14 protein-coding genes are annotated in these 17752 nt (G+C 34.5%); 5 read left to right on the forward strand and 9 right to left on the reverse strand.

The features are described 5' to 3' along the window. Nucleotides 1–5 precede the first annotated feature (5 nt). From CW752_RS12590 to tssO, 9 genes are all read right to left on the reverse strand, one after another. Nucleotides 6–2501 carry an ATP-dependent Clp protease ATP-binding subunit gene (locus tag CW752_RS12590; RefSeq protein WP_101240064.1) on the reverse strand — a complete coding sequence of 832 codons (2496 nt, stop codon included), beginning with the start codon at nt 2499–2501 and terminating at the stop codon, nt 6–8. A gap of 906 nt (nt 2502–3407) precedes the next feature. Next, nucleotides 3408–4385, reverse strand: a complete 978-nt coding sequence (locus CW752_RS12600; protein ID WP_101240066.1) for a hypothetical protein — start codon at nt 4383–4385, stop codon at nt 3408–3410. After that, on the reverse strand, nt 4369–4542 hold the full coding sequence (locus CW752_RS16935; RefSeq protein WP_185117626.1) for a hypothetical protein: 174 nt from the start codon (nt 4540–4542) through the stop codon (nt 4369–4371). The genes CW752_RS12600 and CW752_RS16935 overlap by 17 nt, the downstream gene beginning before the upstream one ends. A 2-nt stretch (nt 4543–4544) precedes the next feature. Next, nucleotides 4545–6476, reverse strand: a complete 1932-nt coding sequence (locus CW752_RS12605; RefSeq protein ID WP_101240067.1) for a type VI secretion system Vgr family protein — start codon at nt 6474–6476, stop codon at nt 4545–4547. 169 nt (nt 6477–6645) lie between these two features. Beyond that, on the reverse strand, nt 6646–7053 hold the full coding sequence (gene tssD / locus CW752_RS12610) for a type VI secretion system tube protein TssD (protein WP_101240068.1): 408 nt from the start codon (nt 7051–7053) through the stop codon (nt 6646–6648). 457 nt (nt 7054–7510) lie between these two features. Continuing rightward, complete coding sequence (gene tssR / locus CW752_RS12615) at nt 7511–9916, reverse strand: type VI secretion system protein TssR domain-containing protein (RefSeq protein ID WP_101240069.1); 2406 nt, start codon at nt 9914–9916, stop codon at nt 7511–7513. 48 nt (nt 9917–9964) lie between these two features. Next, nucleotides 9965–10876, reverse strand: coding sequence for a PKD domain-containing protein (locus CW752_RS12620; protein WP_101240070.1), 912 nt, complete (start codon nt 10874–10876; stop codon nt 9965–9967). A gap of 47 nt (nt 10877–10923) precedes the next feature. After that, nucleotides 10924–11448 carry a type VI secretion system transmembrane protein TssO gene (locus CW752_RS12625; RefSeq protein WP_101240071.1) on the reverse strand — a complete coding sequence of 175 codons (525 nt, stop codon included), beginning with the start codon at nt 11446–11448 and terminating at the stop codon, nt 10924–10926. A 12-nt stretch (nt 11449–11460) separates the two neighbouring features. Continuing rightward, nucleotides 11461–11994 (reverse strand): type VI secretion system TssO, encoded by a 534-nt coding sequence (gene tssO, locus CW752_RS12630; RefSeq protein WP_101240072.1) that lies wholly within the window; start codon nt 11992–11994, stop codon nt 11461–11463. Between the two features lie 179 nt (nt 11995–12173). Between tssO and CW752_RS12635 the strand changes: the two genes are divergently transcribed. The 5 genes from CW752_RS12635 (at nt 12174) to CW752_RS12655 (ending at nt 17675) form a co-directional block, all read left to right on the forward strand. Continuing rightward, nucleotides 12174–12845 carry a response regulator transcription factor gene (locus tag CW752_RS12635; protein ID WP_101240073.1) on the forward strand — a complete coding sequence of 224 codons (672 nt, stop codon included), beginning with the start codon at nt 12174–12176 and terminating at the stop codon, nt 12843–12845. A 298-nt stretch (nt 12846–13143) separates the two neighbouring features. After that, the gene (locus CW752_RS12640) at nt 13144–13434 is read left to right on the forward strand and encodes an HU family DNA-binding protein (protein WP_002984212.1); all 291 of its coding nucleotides are present in this window, start codon (nt 13144–13146) and stop codon (nt 13432–13434) included. A gap of 368 nt (nt 13435–13802) precedes the next feature. Further along, nucleotides 13803–15362 (forward strand): ribonuclease E/G, encoded by a 1560-nt coding sequence (locus CW752_RS12645; RefSeq protein ID WP_101240074.1) that lies wholly within the window; start codon nt 13803–13805, stop codon nt 15360–15362. 291 nt (nt 15363–15653) lie between these two features. Next, nucleotides 15654–17075 (forward strand): T9SS type A sorting domain-containing protein, encoded by a 1422-nt coding sequence (locus CW752_RS12650; protein WP_185117627.1) that lies wholly within the window; start codon nt 15654–15656, stop codon nt 17073–17075. A gap of 123 nt (nt 17076–17198) precedes the next feature. Then, nucleotides 17199–17675, forward strand: coding sequence for an OsmC family protein (locus tag CW752_RS12655; protein WP_101240100.1), 477 nt, complete (start codon nt 17199–17201; stop codon nt 17673–17675). The last annotated feature ends 77 nt before the right edge of the window (nt 17676–17752 follow it).

Consider the following 17752-nt stretch of genomic DNA (forward strand, 5'->3'; position numbering starts at 1 on the left):
CTTAATTAATCTACTTTCCAGCTTAATTTTTCTTCTTCTTTATTCCAATCTACATGAATGGTTTGGCCGGATTTCACTTCTTCTCTTACAATCATTTTGGAGATTGGCCTTGCCAACTGGGCACGGATCACTCCTGAAATCTGTCTTGCACCATACTTACTGCTGAATCCACCTAATGCAAGGTTTCTTACTGCATCATCACTGATTTTTAAAGCAATCCCTAATCGGGTTAATGAGGTATGAAGTGATTTCAACTGGATATTAAAAATTCTTTCTGCAATAGATTCTGTAATCGGTGCAAAAGGAATAATTTCTGTAATCCTTGCCAGGAATTCCGGTCTGAATCTTCCTGAGTTAGACATGATCTGCATCAATGACGAGGATTCCGGAACTTTACCTTCTTCAAATTGTTTTACGATTTCCTCACTACCGATATTGGAAGTAAACAGGATCAAAGCATTGCTAAAATCTCCTTCTTTTCCGAGTTTGTCGTGTACTTTCCCTTCATCCATAATTTGCAGGAATACATCAAAAACGGAATGGTGTGCTTTTTCAATCTCATCAAAAAGAACTACGGTATAAGGCTGTTGCCTGATTTTGTTGACAAGCATTCCTCCTTCTTCGTATCCAACATATCCCGGAGGCGCTCCATATAATAATGCTGCGGAATGTTCTTCTTTAAATTCCGACATATCAAAACGTACCATTGCTTTTTCATCGTTGAAAAGCAATTCCGCCATAGATTTTGCCAATTCGGTTTTACCGGTTCCTGTAGGTCCTAAAAGGAAGAACGATCCGATTGGCTGTCCCGGTTTATTTAATCCGCTTCGGTTTTCAACGATAGCGTCAGAAAGAATTTTTAAGGCATGGTCTTGCCCTACGACTCTGTTTAGTAGAAGGGATTCCATATTCAGAAGTTTTTCTTTCTCCTGAGCCTGGATTTTTCCAATGGGAATATTGGTTTTGGCAGCCATTACGGCAGCCAGTTCCAATCTGTCTACTTTTTCTCTTTTCTTAGCCGCATGTTGTAGCAATTCAGCATACGTATCTTCAATAATCTTTTGAATCTGATCTACCGGCATTGAGTTGTCAAGAGCAGGCTGTTCACTCAATGACCCCCACAAAATAGGACTGATCTTATCTCTCAACAGATTGTATGTCCAGATCAGTTCGTCTGCTCTATCTTTATTGTCTGCGTATTCTTCTTTTAAAATAGCATCATAGCTCTCTTTCCAACTGCTCAACTCTTTTTCTGAAAGTTCGTCAAGCATTTTGATAGCAGCCATTGTTCTGTCTAATAAATCAATAGCAGCATCCGGTAATTTTTTACCTTTTGCATATCTTTTTGCCAGACGAACACATTCCGGAAGGGCAGTTTTTTCCACTTCGATGCCATGGTGTTTTTTATAGCCATCAAGAAGTACGTCAATCATTTTCACACAGGTTTTTTCATCCGGTTCATTAACCGTTAAAACCTCAAAACGACGATTGAAAGCTTGTTCCGGCTCTATAATTTTTCTGTATTCTTCCTGTGTGGTTGCTCCGATTACGGTAATTTCCCCTCTGGCCAATTCAGGTTTCAGAAGGTTGGCTACGTTTCCGATGCTCCCTTTCGGGTCTAAAAGGGTATGAATTTCATCAATGAAAAGAATGGCTTTTTCAATTTTCTTACATTCATTGATTACTTTTTTCAGGCGGTCTTCAATTTCTCCTTTGTAAGAAGTTCCGGCTAATAATGCTCCGGTGTCCAGTTCTAAAAGGGTTCCGTTTTTAAGCATTTCGGGAACATTTCCTTTTGTGATTTCAATAGCAAAACCTTCTACTAAAGCTGTTTTCCCTACTCCCGGCTCTCCGATGATAATTACATTCGGTTTGCTTCTGCGACAAAGGATTTCTACCAGCATTCTCAATTCTTTATCTCTACCGATAATGTTTTCAAGGTCTCCTTTTCTCGCTTGTGCCGTTCTATCTACGCAATAACTTTTAATGGATGGAAAAGAAGAGTCTGAATATTCTGCTCCGTTGGAGAATAGTGATGAAAAGTCACCGTCATCTGAAACGGTAAACGGAGTATCCTTTCGATATAAATTGAAAATTTCGTGCTCCCTCAACGGAAGTGATTTCAATTGTTGCAATGAAAATACAACCTGCGGCTTCACAATAGCCGTTAAAATACAGATAGGTGTAATCTCATCCAGACCTAATTTTAAACGAATATCATCCGCCTCTTCTATTAGAGTATCTACAGCATCATCCTGTGCTACCTCATCCGGGAGATGACTTGTTTTTGGATATTCTTCAATACGAACATCTGCCCACTCGTAAAAATAGCCGGGATCTTTATCTATGCTTTTCAAAAATTCATTAAGCCCAATATCTTTATGCATTAAAGCCTGTAAAATATGTGGACCACCATACGTGCCATTATAATTTTCCTTCGCTATCGACTGAGCAATATGAAATAGCTGTTTTACTGTTTCGTTGGTTACTAGTACTCCCATTTATAATTCTTCTTATATTAATATTTGCGTTCAGTGTTATTGTTCTTTTCAGACCGATTTGATGTTTTCTGCTTCTAACCTTTTTTTATTTCATCTGTGATGATTCAGGTATAAAAGCAAATATTTTATTTTGCTAAAATTAATTATTTTATTCTAAATGTGATAAAGATAGTTATTTCTTCTATTAGAGAGGTAATAATTGGTATTCTATATCTTTTGTTTTTTGTTGAGAAAAAACCGAATTCTCTTAAAACTTTTTTTCATATTTAAATTTATTTTTCAAACCCAATTCCTAATCTTTAAACACATCCATTTTCAGATAGATAAAAAAAATAACTAATTAACTGATTTCATTTGTTTACTAGTTATACTTCTTCTGATGATGGAAAATAGTAAACTTATAATGAAGATTATAACAATAGAAGTATCAAACAATGTTTCGATTGAACTATATTTTTTATTGTAGTAAAAAACTTCTCCTATATGAAGAAACTCAATTAATACTAGTAAAAATATGCCTATAGCATTTAATATATACATTTTTTTTGAGATGTTTTGTAATAAAAAGTATGTAAGTATTATCACAAAGAAATTTAAAACTATTAAAAAGGGTATTGACATATTTGTATCTATCTTCAATAGATTATATAGAAGAATAGTCATAATTATGATAGTAAATATATTTTTTTTTCTTGCTACAAAATAAATTATTAATGTTATTATTAAAATTATACCCCAGTCATAAAGAATAGTTCTTTGAGTCACAGCATAACATTCAGTACTAACTTCACATAGATTACCTAATTCAAAAGATGAGTTATAGATGAATCTATATCCGAAAAAACTTATTAATCCAGCAAGGATATATAAAATAAAAAATATTATATTTTTTTTCATAATATTAAATTAACCTTTAGGAAAAATCATTGTATCACAGGGTATGATCATAGTTTTGCCTTTTTGAAATATACACATACAATTAGGAGGTCCATAAGGTGAACTCCCAGCTATCACATCTCTATAAGCTCCTTGTGGTTGCCATGGATAAATTTCATCAAGTTTTTTTTCTAGTTTTTTGTAAGCTCTAAAATCATCATCATTTTTAACATAAATATTAACTTTTTCTAATTTATCAGCAACTTTTAAATCTATTCGATCAGATTTATTTCCCCATGTAGCACTATAATTACTTCTTTTAAGAAAAGCATAAACTTTAGAATTTAATTTGTCCGCCAATTTTTGTGCTAAACTTTCGCTTTCTCCCCAAGTGAATTTTTCTATATCTGTATTATTATCAATACTCAGTCCTGTTCTACATGCATAGGACCATATTTCTGAATCTTGAGCAAAGCTATTAGGATCTAAACGAGAATAATTGTTTAAATTTAATTCATTAGCTTCTGCAGTTTCATTTGAACTTATCTTATTAGTATTTTTGTACAAATCCCAATCAAGCATAAATGTAATTCTACTAGGCATTCCATGAGAATACATATACAAATTTTTCACTTTATAGATATTACCAAACTCATCTTCTTTTGTTCTGTAGTTTTTCAAAGCATTTGTATAACCAGTATTAATATAATTGATAATCTCATTTAAATTAGAAGCTTCTATTATTTTTATATTTTTCTTATAAAATTTTAATGATTTCTCAAATTCTAACTTCATGCTCTGAGAATAGCCTTGCTTAAAATATATTACAGTTTGAATACTTGACATTTTCACTCTTCTTACTGCTTGAGCCATAAACATTAGTTTATTAACAGGAGCTTTATCATGTACTTCTGCACCTACTATTATTATATTTTCATTATAATTAACTATATGATTAATACTTGGCCTTCCAGGGGTGTAATTACCTATACTATTTCCTGTTCCCATTTGAAGATATTTTTTTAGGACTATTTAAAATTAATTTTCCTTCTGTTGCCTCTAACCATTTAGATTTAGAGGTTTCTTCAAGCCTATATTTACAAATAACTGCCTCTTTATTTGTAGTCTTTATAATCATATTTTTTGAAGTCTTAATAATTGCCATAATTAAAATAAATTTGATTTTTCACCACTATTCCATTCTATTGTTTTGGCACTTTGCATTGTCATATTTTCCTGAGTTGTATTAATGTCTATTGAACCTGCAAAAGTTTCTGACCTGTTAGACTGTCTAAGAATAGTATTATCCACCATTTCAGTTCGATTATTGGACACTTCCATTCTATTTCCTGTAGCTGTCTCTACAATATCATTACCTGCAGAAATTGTGATATTATTTTCTACTGTTACACTTTGATTGTTCCCTACTGTCGTCATCATATTCTCCCCTACATTAATGTGCATATTTTTACAGGTCAAGGTCATCGTTTCCGGTGCCGTGATATTGATATTACTTCCGGTAGTATCCAGATGAATTTCGTTACCACTTTTATCAGTGATAATGATGCTTTCATCTTCCGTGAAAACAATTCTGTGTCCGCTTCTCGTCTGGATAGATTTTACACGGTTGTTTGCTCCACCGCCAAGGCCTATTCCTCCATGGAACATTCCTCCCATTACAAAAGGGCGGTCGGGATGACTGTGTACAAAGTTCACCATTACCTGGTCTCCTATTTCCGGAATTGCTACATAGCCTCGGTTTTGGGTAATCTGGTCTGTTCCTCCGGCATCAGGACTCATTACTCTTACGAAATGGGTCGTATCGTTCATTTGCCAGTCGAATCTTACCTGTACCCTTCCCTGTCCTTCTGGATCTGCATTAGCTATTACTGTGGCAATCTGAGGTTGCGCGACAGGAACCGTAAATTCAGGTTTCGGCAAAAATCCCGTATCAGCAGCTATGGATTCAAAGCTTCCTGAATAATGGCCAATGGTATCAATTTCATGAACGGCTTCAGTGATCATAACTTTCGTAAAATAAGAAGTCTTATTACTGTCCTGCTTTCTCATGTGAATATCTGCCACACATCCGGGATGAAGAAATGGTACCGTTGTGGAACCGGAAACTGAAAATACACTTACCGCCTCACTTCCCGAACTACTTTTCTGAGAATTCTCCACATCAAGATGGGTAGACGCTTTGATGGGCGCTACCTGAAGAGCAGGAGTTTTATATATTTTATCATTATGATTGTAGGCTGTTTTTGCGAGATCTCCCAAATGGTTAATCGGAGTTTCACCAGAGGTCAGCTTTTCATTTTTACTGCTATTATAACCGTAATATTGTGGCTTTGTATGAACTGCCTTTAATTCTACCCTGATATTATCTGCATTGCTGCCATACACCAGCTTTATAGGCTTATTTTGAGGTGGAAGTTTTCCAAAGTGAAGAACTTCACCATCATAATAAAACTGTTCTCCATAAGCTTCGGCCATTCTTGCAAGATAATTATAATGGGTCTCATTGTACTGACTGCTATAAATAATCTGGGAATAATCATTGGTGTCCACCCGGATATCAAAACGTCCTTTATCAATTCCCTGCCTGATTACTTCTTCTGCAATAATTCCCATATTAACGGGTTGCCCACCTCCAAAGCTCTGAATATGTGGAGCCCCATCCAAAAGAATTGTAGGGCTGAATCCTGAAAGAACAATATTTCCCAGGCTCATCTTTTCCTGGCTAAAGCCAACTTTGGTAATAATTCCCACAAAGTTCCTTTCCGGACTATTCTCAATATCTTTATAAGAAATAATTGCAGTAAGGCGTTTTCCTAAAAATTTATTTGCTTCTTCAAGTGTATGACTTTGTCTGCCTCCCAATGCATCATGTGCCAGTATCAAACTAAACTCATGATGATGACTGGCTTTTTGTTTGAGCGTGAAATGTTTATAATATTTGATTATTTTCCCCTCCACTACCAATGACAATTTCACTAAACGATTGATACCCGCATGATGATTTTCGGAGATACCATCCGCATTCTGGGAAGGACGAAAGGAGGAACCCTTTGGTGTATTGTGTAATTCGGTTTTCATTTGCTTTGTGTTTGGTTAACCTTAAAGATACTACTATTTCACGAAATAATGATCGGATAAAACTGATTTACAGTAAGAAACAGTTCAGTATGAATTCTTCTCAGGCCAAAAAAGACCGTCTTTGATAGGGACAGTCTTTTCTTATGAATGTTGATAATGTGTATAAATTTTAGCTTGTTGGCCAAATTCCGGCATACTCAGAGTTACCGTAATTAATTGTTTCAGCACTTACTACGAAGCTGATCAGCATACTATTGCTATCAATAGCATCGAAATCTACCTGGTGTTGGATTACGTATCCATTATTCCAGTTTAGTGTGATTAGCGTTCCTTCTTCGTGAGATTTGTTGAATGTAATTTCTCCTACTGTAGGCTTATATTTACCATTCAATAAACTTTCCAGGATATCAGATTTTTCAGTAGCTTCTACTGTAACTTTGATCAGTGCATTGGAAGGATCTGATGCTACACGTCCTGATACGTCTGTAGATCTGGATACGCTGTATTTCATTTTCAACAGCTTTTGTCCTTCTCCTCCATTGAATTTTAAGATTCCTCTCGAATTTCTTTCTGCCATGATTGTAAATTTTAATCGTTAATAATATTTTGTGATTCAGTGATTGTGTAGCAAAGATAGAGGGTCTTTTTCTCTAAAAAAAACTTTTGAATACAAATCTGAAAAATTGTAGTAGTTCTACGATTTTGTGTCGTAATTCTACGACAATGGATTTAACAATATAACCACAACATCCTTTAATAAAGGAATTTACAATATTTAAAAATTCAAACAAAAACAGAAATTTTACACAAAAAAGAGAAATATAAAGTTTTGGAAGCTATATTGCAAGATTATTGAGTCTGTAATTTTTTTAAAAGTCAGTGTTCGCTTCGCTTGTCAATTTTATCCGATTTGAAATAAATTTCTTATTAGTTCAATGACCGTGAGTTCATCTATAAAAATCGCATTAACTCCATTAATAGAAAAAAGGCAAAAGTAATAGTACTTCTGCCTTTAATATTATAAAAATTAACAATTAATGTTTAGTATATTCCGGTTGTTCTGTTGGAAGCCTTGTTGGAGTAAAGTACTCGTTAAGCCAATAGAATGTCTGTCCGTTTTGTTGAATCTTCACGGCAGGATCATTTCTATGAGCAAGCATCCTGTCCGCTAAATCTTTGTAATGACGGAAATAATTTCTAACGGTTTCATTAGGAACAACTTTAGACTTTCTCCAGCCTTTAAGTTTATATTTAGCCATCAATTCTTCTTCTGAAAGGTCAAATCCGGTACTCATTCCAATTGCATAAGCCATTGGTAGTTCATAAAGATCTCCTTTATCCAGGAATTTGATAGTTGGATTATATTTTTTCAATAACCTTACATATTCTTTAATCGCTCTTGATTGATTAAAGTCTGCTCTCTCTGCTTCAGTATTTTTATATACTTCAGTATAGAAGGCTTTTAAATTATCATATTCTGATTCAGAAATAAGAATTCCTTTTTCTATTCCCGGTGTGAAATCTTTCAGATCTTTTGGAATATACCCTTTTACAAGGAACGGACTTCCATAATTGATGAGCTGTGCAGCAATTCCTGCAGAAACAGGATTGGTAAGTCCCGGATACAGATATTTATACTTCAAATCCACATCTGTTCTTCCCGCACCTACTGAAGAATGGAAATAATCATTAAGTGATTTATCTACCGTTTGGTTATCCAATGTAACTTGAGCAATAAGGCTATCTACAGATTTTTTCAAGAACCCCGGAGTTGCTACATCTCCTTTTTTAGGGAAAATTACAAATCCTTGAGACATACTCTGTTTAGGATAATCTAATGAGAAGAACCCTTCATCACTTTCCACTAAACTGAAGTTATTCTTGGTAAGGACATCATATTGGTTAATAATTTTTTGCTTTTTAAGTTCAGCAATATTTTTCGCTGTATTGGTCACGACGTTTTCAGCCATCAATACAAAATCATTATAATTATCTGAAGATCTTGCACTGGTCTGGAACATGATCAATCTCGCTTGAGCTTGTGTCAGAGAGCTGATTACACTGTACATGTTTCCGCTCTGATTGGCAGAAGTTCCTACCGTTACAACAATATTGGTTTCATCAGGAACACTAGACAACAGGTTTCCGGCTGCAGAAAGAGCCTCACCTACCGGCTGGTAGCCACTATTGCTGTTACAGTTCATTTCGTTCGTTTTCTGATCAATGAAGTCTGTAATTTTACTATAGTCTGTACTTAAGTTTGAAACAGAAGTATTGTTTCCGCAAGGATTATTTTTGTATAAAACCACTCCATATTTAACGGTATTAAAATAGGATGGCTTTTCAAATCTAAGCTGAAGATCCTGTAATAATGATTTAACAATAGGTGCGTAAGGAGCATTCGGTCCACTTACATCTAAAGCAAAGACAATATTAATGTTTTTATCTCTATCCGTGATCTCTCTGTAACGATCGAAATAAATAGGTTCTCCTAAAACATTGAAAACATAATTTTTACTATAATCTAAAATATTGGTAAAATATTTTGTTTTAACATCAGGAGTTGGAGTTCCCTCTAAAGCTAAATTTACAGGATAAATATTTTCCAGAGGAGTTCTTTTATTGATCTCAGAAAGTAAAATAGCTTTTTTATTTTCAGCATCCGATCCAGAACCTCCAGGATATCCTTCATGGATTCCTAAAGAAGAATCGTTAATCCCTGTATTATTTTTCAGTTTGATCGCGGAGCGTTCTCCCCAAGTGGAAATCACATTTGAGCTTACCCACCCGTAAAGACTTTTCCCAATGCTGTCGATATCTATAGAAGTTTTTTTTCCTACCAAAAATCTCTTGTTATTTTCAGCCTGCTTATAGACATATACCATTTGTCCATTAGGAATCTTCACATTAGCTGTTTCGATAAGGCTTGGTGAATTGAACACCATGATTGAATCATTTTTGTAATATCGCTCAGCACTTTTGATCACTTCACTGTTGCTTGGTACTACAGCCACCCTTACAGGATACCCTGTTCTTTCGCTTTTCAATGAATTGCTCCACAGAAGCAGGTCAGATTCAGGAATCCATCCATAAGTTTTGATCGATTTGGACGAAACTTTTTTCATTAAAGCATCCGGAACATATTCCGCCACTTTTACCATTCCGTCTCTATGTTTTAAAACCATTAAAGGTTCTAAGAATTTAACTTCTTTGTACGATTTCTCGTCACTTTTATCTAAATAAGCCGTATTTCTCGATCTGTCTGAAACGACGATCCATGGAACGGACTTTTTAGGAAACCCATTAACTACCGGCGAACCATCCACCTGCCCGTACTGAGACGGCTCAGGAGTTCTTTTTGACGGAAGCTTAACCTGACAACTCGTCAACAATACTGATAGTCCTATATAATATGCTGCTAGAGGAAGTTTATTTTTCATCCTATTTTATCTTTTTATGATTGGTACATCCGAAAGATCCGGACGGCATTATTTGCTTTGATTGATATCTACTTTAGTTACACAGTTTCCTGCATCATCAAGGTTTACTTTTACAGTCTGGATTACAGTATTTTTGTCAAACTGAAGTCCCGCACAATACATGTAAAAATTATTTACCTTACTGTCATTTACCTTTACTACTGTGTTTTCATTATTACACAGATAAGTTTTCAATAGGTAATTGTAATGCATATTGAAGCTGTTTCCATTTGCGATCTGCTGTAAGTGATATTTGAAATCGTTATCAACTTTTGCATAGGAGTCTTCCACAGACACTTCATCTTCTGCTAAAGAGTTATAAGCAGGAAGAATTTTGATACGGTGATAGATAGGTTCCTGAGTTTCTTCCGTGTATAAAGTTACCAGATAATCTCCCGGTTTTTTGTAAGAATAAATAGCCAGCTTGTCTTTAGAGTCTGTGTTTCCGGTTTCACCAAACTTCCAGGCAAATTGTTTTGCTTCTGAAATTGCACGGAACTGCACGTTTTCATTTTGCATGGCCTGGGTAGGAGCTTCAATAGTTGATTTTACTTTTGTCGTATCTTTTGGTTTCTGGATGCTTCTTGCATTCACCATTACCGGGAAAGACTTCGTATATTTATTGTCAACAATTAAGCTTACCTGATAATATCCCGGTTTATTATAAAAATGGATACCGCTATTTTTATCAGAGGTTGTTCCGTCTCCGAAGTTCCATCTTTTAGTTTTCGCAAACTGGGTTTTATCTTCAAATAAAAGCGTATCTCCTACTGCTAGTGAGGATGGATAAACTACCCCAACAATATCATCAGCAGAGTGGATCACTTTTTTCTGTAGCCACAGAGCAACAAGAGCCGCGATGAGCAGTGTTGCAATGACACCAATAATAATGTTCTTTTTGTTCTTTTGAAAATAATTCATAGTTAATAATTGTGATGTGTTTTATTTATAGTTCCTAGATTCATAACTTATTGAGTACGCGCTTTAAGTGCATTCTCTCTTTCGTAAAGCTTGTTCTGCTTATCTTTAAAGCCGATCCTGCAATCTTCCACCTGCTTTTCAAATTTTTTAATGTCTTCTGAAGTTGTTGAAATTACTTTCTTATCATCAAAATACATTTTATAGAATTTTGCAATCTGCGGATAAGCATCTTTTCGGATATCAACAACGTCATAACCGTTAAAATAATTCGCAAGGTCATTCACCCCAACGATAATATTATTTTCGACAAAAGGTTGTGGTGTTTCATCGGTAAGCTTACTGATCAAAGTATAAGTACTATCCATGATCGGTATAACAATCTTTTGGTGTTGTTCAAATTCTACTTTTTGCTCAAGGTTCTGAATACCTCTTACATCTTCATCAGAAAACGGAGACTCAAATCCTTTTAAAAAGATAACACCTAGAAATATCATGGCCGTAACTAGCATCAGTATTAAATAAAAAAACTGATAATGCCTTTCCTTCTTGGATAATGTAATTTGTCCTTGCATATCTCTTATTTTTTATCTTCTTTTTCTTCCTGTGAAATTTCTTGTAGGATCTTTTCTAAGCTCATTATTAGCTCTTCCTACTTTTCCTATACACTCTTCCAGATCTCTGCGTACAATATTTTTTTTGTACTCCACTTCCATGATCTTGGTTTTTAATCCCAACATGGGCTCAATCTGTTTCATAAGTAAAGCATAATGCTTAAAATTAGTCGTACTATCTTTTCCCATAATATTTTTGGCATCTCTTACGTTGTCCATAATATTAGTTCTAAGAAAAACTTCGTTATCCACCTTATTTGTATTAAGCTGGGTCATGCGTTCATAAATGTTATCAACATGAGTTTTCAGTACGTCACTTCTGCGCATTAATTCCTTATAAGCTTCCGCGTCTCTGCTAATCCCTTCTCTTTGCATATCATAGCTTTTAAAGAAGAGATAAAGACAAGTAAAGGATACTACCGACAAAACAGCAAAAGACAGAATAAACTTCCAAATGCCTATCCTTACGTCAGATCTGTTTAATTTTTTTTCCCTGTTCGAAGACATAATTTGCGATTTGTTTGGCCTGTGAAAATATAAAAAAAAAATTTTATGCACAACCCGTATTTTTCCCGAGCATATTCCGTAAAAGCCCTAATTAAATTAATATTAATTTCCACTTTAATAAGTTTTTCATAAATTAGGCCTCTAAATTTTAAATATCATTCGCCAAATCGATATTAAAAATGAGTAAAATACTATCTAATACGGTGCGTTTTTCCATTGCTGACAGCGATTTTTATTTTAAAAAAATAATGATCAAAACACTTATGGAAAATCCTTTCTATATGCTTCTCAATGACTGTAACAATGGCCATGAGCTTGTTAACAGAATTTATAGAAGACAGGAAGACGTGTTCATTATTGAACTCTTTATGCCGGTATTAAGCGGAATCGAAGCGATTAAATACATTAGGAAAAACAACACGGAAACTCCAATCATCACCTATTCCGGAACTTACCAGGAGGATATGGCTGAGATTCTTTCGAAGATTCCTAATATATATTACTGTCAGAAAAAAAGCAATATTATCAAGGATATTATTAAAGGAAGTATTGCTTCTGATGAATTTGATTATCAAGCATATTCTAAAGAATGGGAACAACAACCTCTGGCTGTGCAGGAATACATGGATAGGCAAAAAAAAGGTCAGGAAGAACTTTCCCCAGCTGAAATACAGTTGATGAGATTTTGTTATGAAGGCTTCAGCAATAAGGAAATTGCAGAAAAACTTAACCTGAGCACAAGGACCATTGATACCTACATCAACAGACTTACGGAAAAATTAGGATTAAAAACCAAACTTCATCTTATCCGCTTCTGTGTAGAAAACGGATATTACAACTCCAGTTTATAAATAAATGATTAACTTTGGTGGATAATGAAGATGAATAAAGGATTTGAGCACATTATCCAACAATGAGAAATATCAGGTTTACCTAGCCTGTGGCTTCATTTTTCATCATTTACCTGCCTGGTTTCACGTTGCTACACCTCTATATTATTAAATTGTTAAATCACAACAATCCCGCCTTAATATAGTGTGCATATTAAAACCTCAAGTATCTGAACAAAAATATTTTGCCACTAATTTGCTAGTATTCAATTTTTTTAACTAAATTTGCACACCTAAAATTTAAAATTAAAATAAGGAAATGACAAAGGCAGAATTGGTAAACACCATCTCAAATAAGTTGGGAACAGAAAAGAATGAAACACAGAAAGTTGTAGAAGCTTTTATGCAGGAGATCAGAACTTCTATGTATAATGGGGATAACGTTTATCTAAGAGGTTTTGGATCTTTCATCATTAAAACAAGAGCTGCTAAAACAGGAAGAAATATTTCTAAGAACACTGCAATTGAGATTCCTGCTCACAACATTCCTGCTTTCAAACCTTCAAAGTCTTTTGTAGAGAAAGTAAAAACGAAAGTTGCAGTAAAATAAGAACATTAACTGAATATTAACTAGTTACTAAAAAATTAAAATTATGCCAAGCGGAAAGAAAAGAAAAAGACACAAGGTTGCGACTCACAAAAGAAAGAAAAGAAGAAGAGCGAACAGACATAAGAAAAAATAATCTCTTTTTCTCGAGATTTACAATATAATAATATAGTTGGTGATTTTAAAATTCTAAGTTTCACCGACTATATTTTTGTTTGCAACTATAAGATTCCGCGGAAAACGGGATGGTTTCAAATAGTATTTTAATAAAAATATAATGGCTTTCATTCTAAATCCTTATATTTAATAGATGAATTAAAAGAGAAACATGCCGATTTCCTATAATCTTAACAATTTTATCTTATAACAAAATGAAGAAAGAACTAATAGTTTCGCATGAAGATGATCTTACAAAGATTGCGCTGCTGGAAGACGGAAGATTATGTGAACTTCATGAGCAAGAGGACAAAAGCGATTTTATAGTTGGAGATCTGTTTATAGGAAAAGTAAAAAAACTTGCACCCAACCTGAATGCGGCATTCGTCAATATCGGATACGACAAAGATGCGTTTCTGCATTATCAGGATTTAGGCCCTCAATATCTTACGTATAGAAAGTTTTTAAAAGATACTATTTCTAAAAAACAAAGCACTTCAAGCTTAAAAAATTTCGAGATACAGCCCGAAATAGATAAAAACGGAACGGTAGACAAAGTGATTGCAAAAGATGATCTGGTCTTACTGCAAATAACAAAGGAGCCCATTTCTACCAAAGGCCCCAGAATATCTACCCAAGTTTCATTAACAGGACGTTTCCTGGTTTTAATTCCATTCGACAATAAAGTTTCTATTTCCAAAAAGATTAAAAGTTCTGAGGAAAAAGAAAGACTGAGAACCCTTATCGATAGCATCAAACCTGAAGGATTCGGAGTTATTATCAGAACTGTAGCCGAAGGAAAAAAAGTAGCAGACCTTCATAATGACATGAATCAATTGATTCAGAAATGGGAAAGCACTTTCAAGAACATCCAGAGAAATAAAGTTCCGTCTAAAGTTTTAAGCGAAGAAGACAAAGCTTCAGCTATTCTAAGAGACAATTTTAATCAGGATTTTGTCAATATCATTTGTGATGATGAGCAAATGGTGAACGAAATGAAAAATTACATTGAAGTAATTGCCCCTGAAAAGAAAAACATTGTCCAGTTTTATGATTCCCATATTCCTCTTCTGGAATATTACAACGTTGAAAAACAGCTTAAACAGAGCTTTGGAAAGCACGTCAACATTCCAAGTTCAAAAGGAGCTTATCTTGTCATTGAGCACACAGAAGCACTTCACGTCGTCGACGTCAACTCCGGAAATAATATTACAACCGGAACTGCTGTCAATAAAGAACACGCTCTTAAAGTGAACAAAATGGCAGCCACAGAAATCGCAAGACAGCTACGCCTCCGAGATATGGGAGGAATCATTGTAATCGATTTTATCGACATGCCGAATTCTGAGCACAGGAGAGATCTCTATGAGCATCTTAAAGAGGAAATGAAACGCGACAAAGCTCGCCACAAGATCCTTCCTCCAAGTAAATTTGGATTGATCCAGATCACCAGACAAAGAAACCGTCCGGAAAAACAGATCGAAACCAAAGAAGAAAACCCGAACAAAGACGGAGAAATTGTAGCTCCTATTGTTATCGTGGAAAGAATGGGTGAAACCTTAAGAAATATCCTTCAGAAAGAAAAAGGAAAAATTTATCTGCACGTACACCCGTTCGTAGAAGCCTATTTAACCAAAGGCATCAAAAGTATCCAAATGAAATGGTTTATCAAATACAAAAAATGGGTAACTATTGTACCAAGGGATTCTTTTAAATATTTAGAATACAGAATCTACAATTCCAAAAAAGAAGAATTGATAGAATTCTCTAATTAAGACAAAATTTAAACCTTCAGTAAAAACTGGAGGTTTTTCATTATATTTGTAACAACATAAAAATCAAATAAATGAAAAAAAAATTACTCATAAATATTCCGGGTATTCGGAATACTTCGACTGTATTACTTAATTATCCCAAAATAATCATTTTCATTCAATGACCAGAATGAAAAGAGTATTAGACTATTTTCAAAAAACTTCTGTTTTTCAGGTATTCTACTGAGGCAACATGCCCTGTAAAGATCTGCTATGAAAACTGTTACCAATAAAACTTTTAAATTAAATACAATGATCAAAAACTTATTATTACCATGTATTTTGATGGTTCAAAGTGTATCTGCACAGATTGTTTCCTATGACAACAGTTTTGCTTCAAACGGAAAATATGCTATCACAGGCAGCAATAACAACTACAAAACCAAATTAGTTAAAAACTCTGATAAAAGTGTCTATTTCACTTATGCCAGAGACAATTCCTCTCTAGGCTCCCCTGAATGCGTTATTTCAAAACTTAAATCTAACGGAACTGTAGACTCTTCTTTTGGCAGTAATGGAGAAACTGTCATCAGTAATTATTTCACCCCTGTAGACAGCCAACTCACCAAGCAGTCAGACGGTAAGCTTTTGGTAATGGGGTTCAATACTGATGGGGCTGCTATTGCCAGAATTACCTCCAATGGACAGCTTGATACTACATTTGGCATGAATGGCATTTCAAAGATTTCAAATGTCTTAACAGATTTCAATAGTGTTGGCTATGGCCTGTATCTTCAAAATAATAAGATCATTATCTATGGTGTGTCAAATGATGGTCCTTCTAATTTTTACAAGAGTGTTTACAGGCTCAACAATGATGGGAGTATTGACAATACATTTGGAAACAATGGATCTATTAAGACTATGGGAAACTTCATATTTGTAGATAATCAATCAAATATTGTAAGCCTTATCACTAATTACAGTAATACTAACGCCAATGTAACCTATCCTAACGGAGGAATGGAAAAATATAACAGTAACGGGCAACCTCTGACAAGCTTTGGAAACAATGGAGTTCTTGTTTTCACTCATAATCCCGGAGTGGTAGGAACAGCATTTATGGATAGTAATAACAATATTCTTTGCAGCAATATCAATAATGAAATATTTAGGATTACTGCAAATGGAATCTATGACAATTCTTTTGCATTTGACCCAGCTAATTCATATCCTTTTACAATCAACAACATATCTTCAGTAACGGAAAAGAATGGCAGTTATTTTATAGCCGGCCAGACTGGTTCAACCGGAGAAACGTTTTTCATTTCCAAACTCACTCCCACAGGGTCTGTAGATCCTTTATTCAATTATTATTCAGAAACCACTTCAAGTTCGGATGGTATTGACGATATGGTCATAGACAATAGTAATATTATTGCAGGCAGAGGAACTACTATTCTAAAGTTTTTGTTAAATACTTCAACGTTGGCTACCCCTGACATTGCAAAAACCAATATTAATCTTTCATTTGAAAATCCGGTTAATCAAAACCTTGTTTATCAGTCAAAAGAAAAAGTAAACAAGATTGAGATTTATTCCCTCACCGGAAAAACGGTAAAAACCCTACAAGGTAATGCTACAAACATTTCAGAATTACTAAAAGGAGCTTATATCGCAAAATTCACCTTTGAAAACGGGAATAGCGTCACAAAGAAATTTATTAAGAATTAATCATTCAAAACTCTGGTCTTACCGGAGTTTTTTGTTATTGATTATACTTTATTAAAGATGTATATTCATATTTTGAAATTTGGACTAAAACCTAACTCAATTGATATTAAATACCTTTTAATCATGAAAACTCACCATTACAAAACCATGATTCAATGGACCGGAAATAAAGGAACCGGCACGAGCAGCTATAGAGATTATGAAAGGAGCCATCGCATTTTAATAGAAAACAAAGCTACCATTGAAGGCTCCTCTGATCCTTCATTTAGAGGAGACAAGACAAAGCATAACCCTGAAGAAATGTTTCTTTCCTCACTTTCGTCATGTCATATGCTTTGGTATCTCCATTTTTGTTCCGAAGCAGGAATTATTGTCACCAACTATACCGATGAAGCTACCGGTATAATGACGGAAACCACCAATGGAAGTGGTCATTTTACAGAAGTAACGCTTCATCCAACCGTGACTATCACCGAGGAATCAATGGTTGAAAAAGCAAAAGAACTTCACCATAAAGCCAACGAATATTGCTTCATTGCCAATTCTGTTAATTTTCCGGTAAGACATGCAGTAAATATATTGGTTCAATCGGCATTTTAAACCTTATACTGATTATCTGATAACCAATAATCTTTTCATTATTTGCTCATTGAATTTTACATTTTTTCAATCCTTTC

It is taken from the genome of Chryseobacterium sp. PMSZPI (assembly GCF_002835665.1).
Lineage (GTDB): Bacteria > Bacteroidota > Bacteroidia > Flavobacteriales > Weeksellaceae > Chryseobacterium.

Bases quoted from the DNA above. Each gene is read 5' to 3' on its own strand.
- CW752_RS12590 (WP_101240064.1), bottom strand. From the start codon at position 2,501: ATGGGAGTACTAGTAACCAACGAAACAGTAAAACAGCTATTTCATATT.
- CW752_RS12600 (WP_101240066.1), bottom strand. From the start codon at position 4,385: ATGGGAACAGGAAATAGTATAGGTAATTACACCCCTGGAAGGCCAAGT.
- CW752_RS16935 (WP_185117626.1), bottom strand. From the start codon at position 4,542: ATGGCAATTATTAAGACTTCAAAAAATATGATTATAAAGACTACAAAT.
- CW752_RS12605 (WP_101240067.1), bottom strand. From the start codon at position 6,476: ATGAAAACCGAATTACACAATACACCAAAGGGTTCCTCCTTTCGTCCT.
- tssD (WP_101240068.1), bottom strand. From the start codon at position 7,053: ATGGCAGAAAGAAATTCGAGAGGAATCTTAAAATTCAATGGAGGAGAA.
- tssR (WP_101240069.1), bottom strand. From the start codon at position 9,916: ATGAAAAATAAACTTCCTCTAGCAGCATATTATATAGGACTATCAGTA.
- CW752_RS12620 (WP_101240070.1), bottom strand. From the start codon at position 10,876: ATGAATTATTTTCAAAAGAACAAAAAGAACATTATTATTGGTGTCATT.
- CW752_RS12625 (WP_101240071.1), bottom strand. From the start codon at position 11,448: ATGCAAGGACAAATTACATTATCCAAGAAGGAAAGGCATTATCAGTTT.
- tssO (WP_101240072.1), bottom strand. From the start codon at position 11,994: ATGTCTTCGAACAGGGAAAAAAAATTAAACAGATCTGACGTAAGGATA.
- CW752_RS12635 (WP_101240073.1), top strand. From the start codon at position 12,174: ATGAGTAAAATACTATCTAATACGGTGCGTTTTTCCATTGCTGACAGC.
- CW752_RS12640 (WP_002984212.1), top strand. From the start codon at position 13,144: ATGACAAAGGCAGAATTGGTAAACACCATCTCAAATAAGTTGGGAACA.
- CW752_RS12645 (WP_101240074.1), top strand. From the start codon at position 13,803: ATGAAGAAAGAACTAATAGTTTCGCATGAAGATGATCTTACAAAGATT.
- CW752_RS12650 (WP_185117627.1), top strand. From the start codon at position 15,654: ATGATCAAAAACTTATTATTACCATGTATTTTGATGGTTCAAAGTGTA.
- CW752_RS12655 (WP_101240100.1), top strand. From the start codon at position 17,199: ATGAAAACTCACCATTACAAAACCATGATTCAATGGACCGGAAATAAA.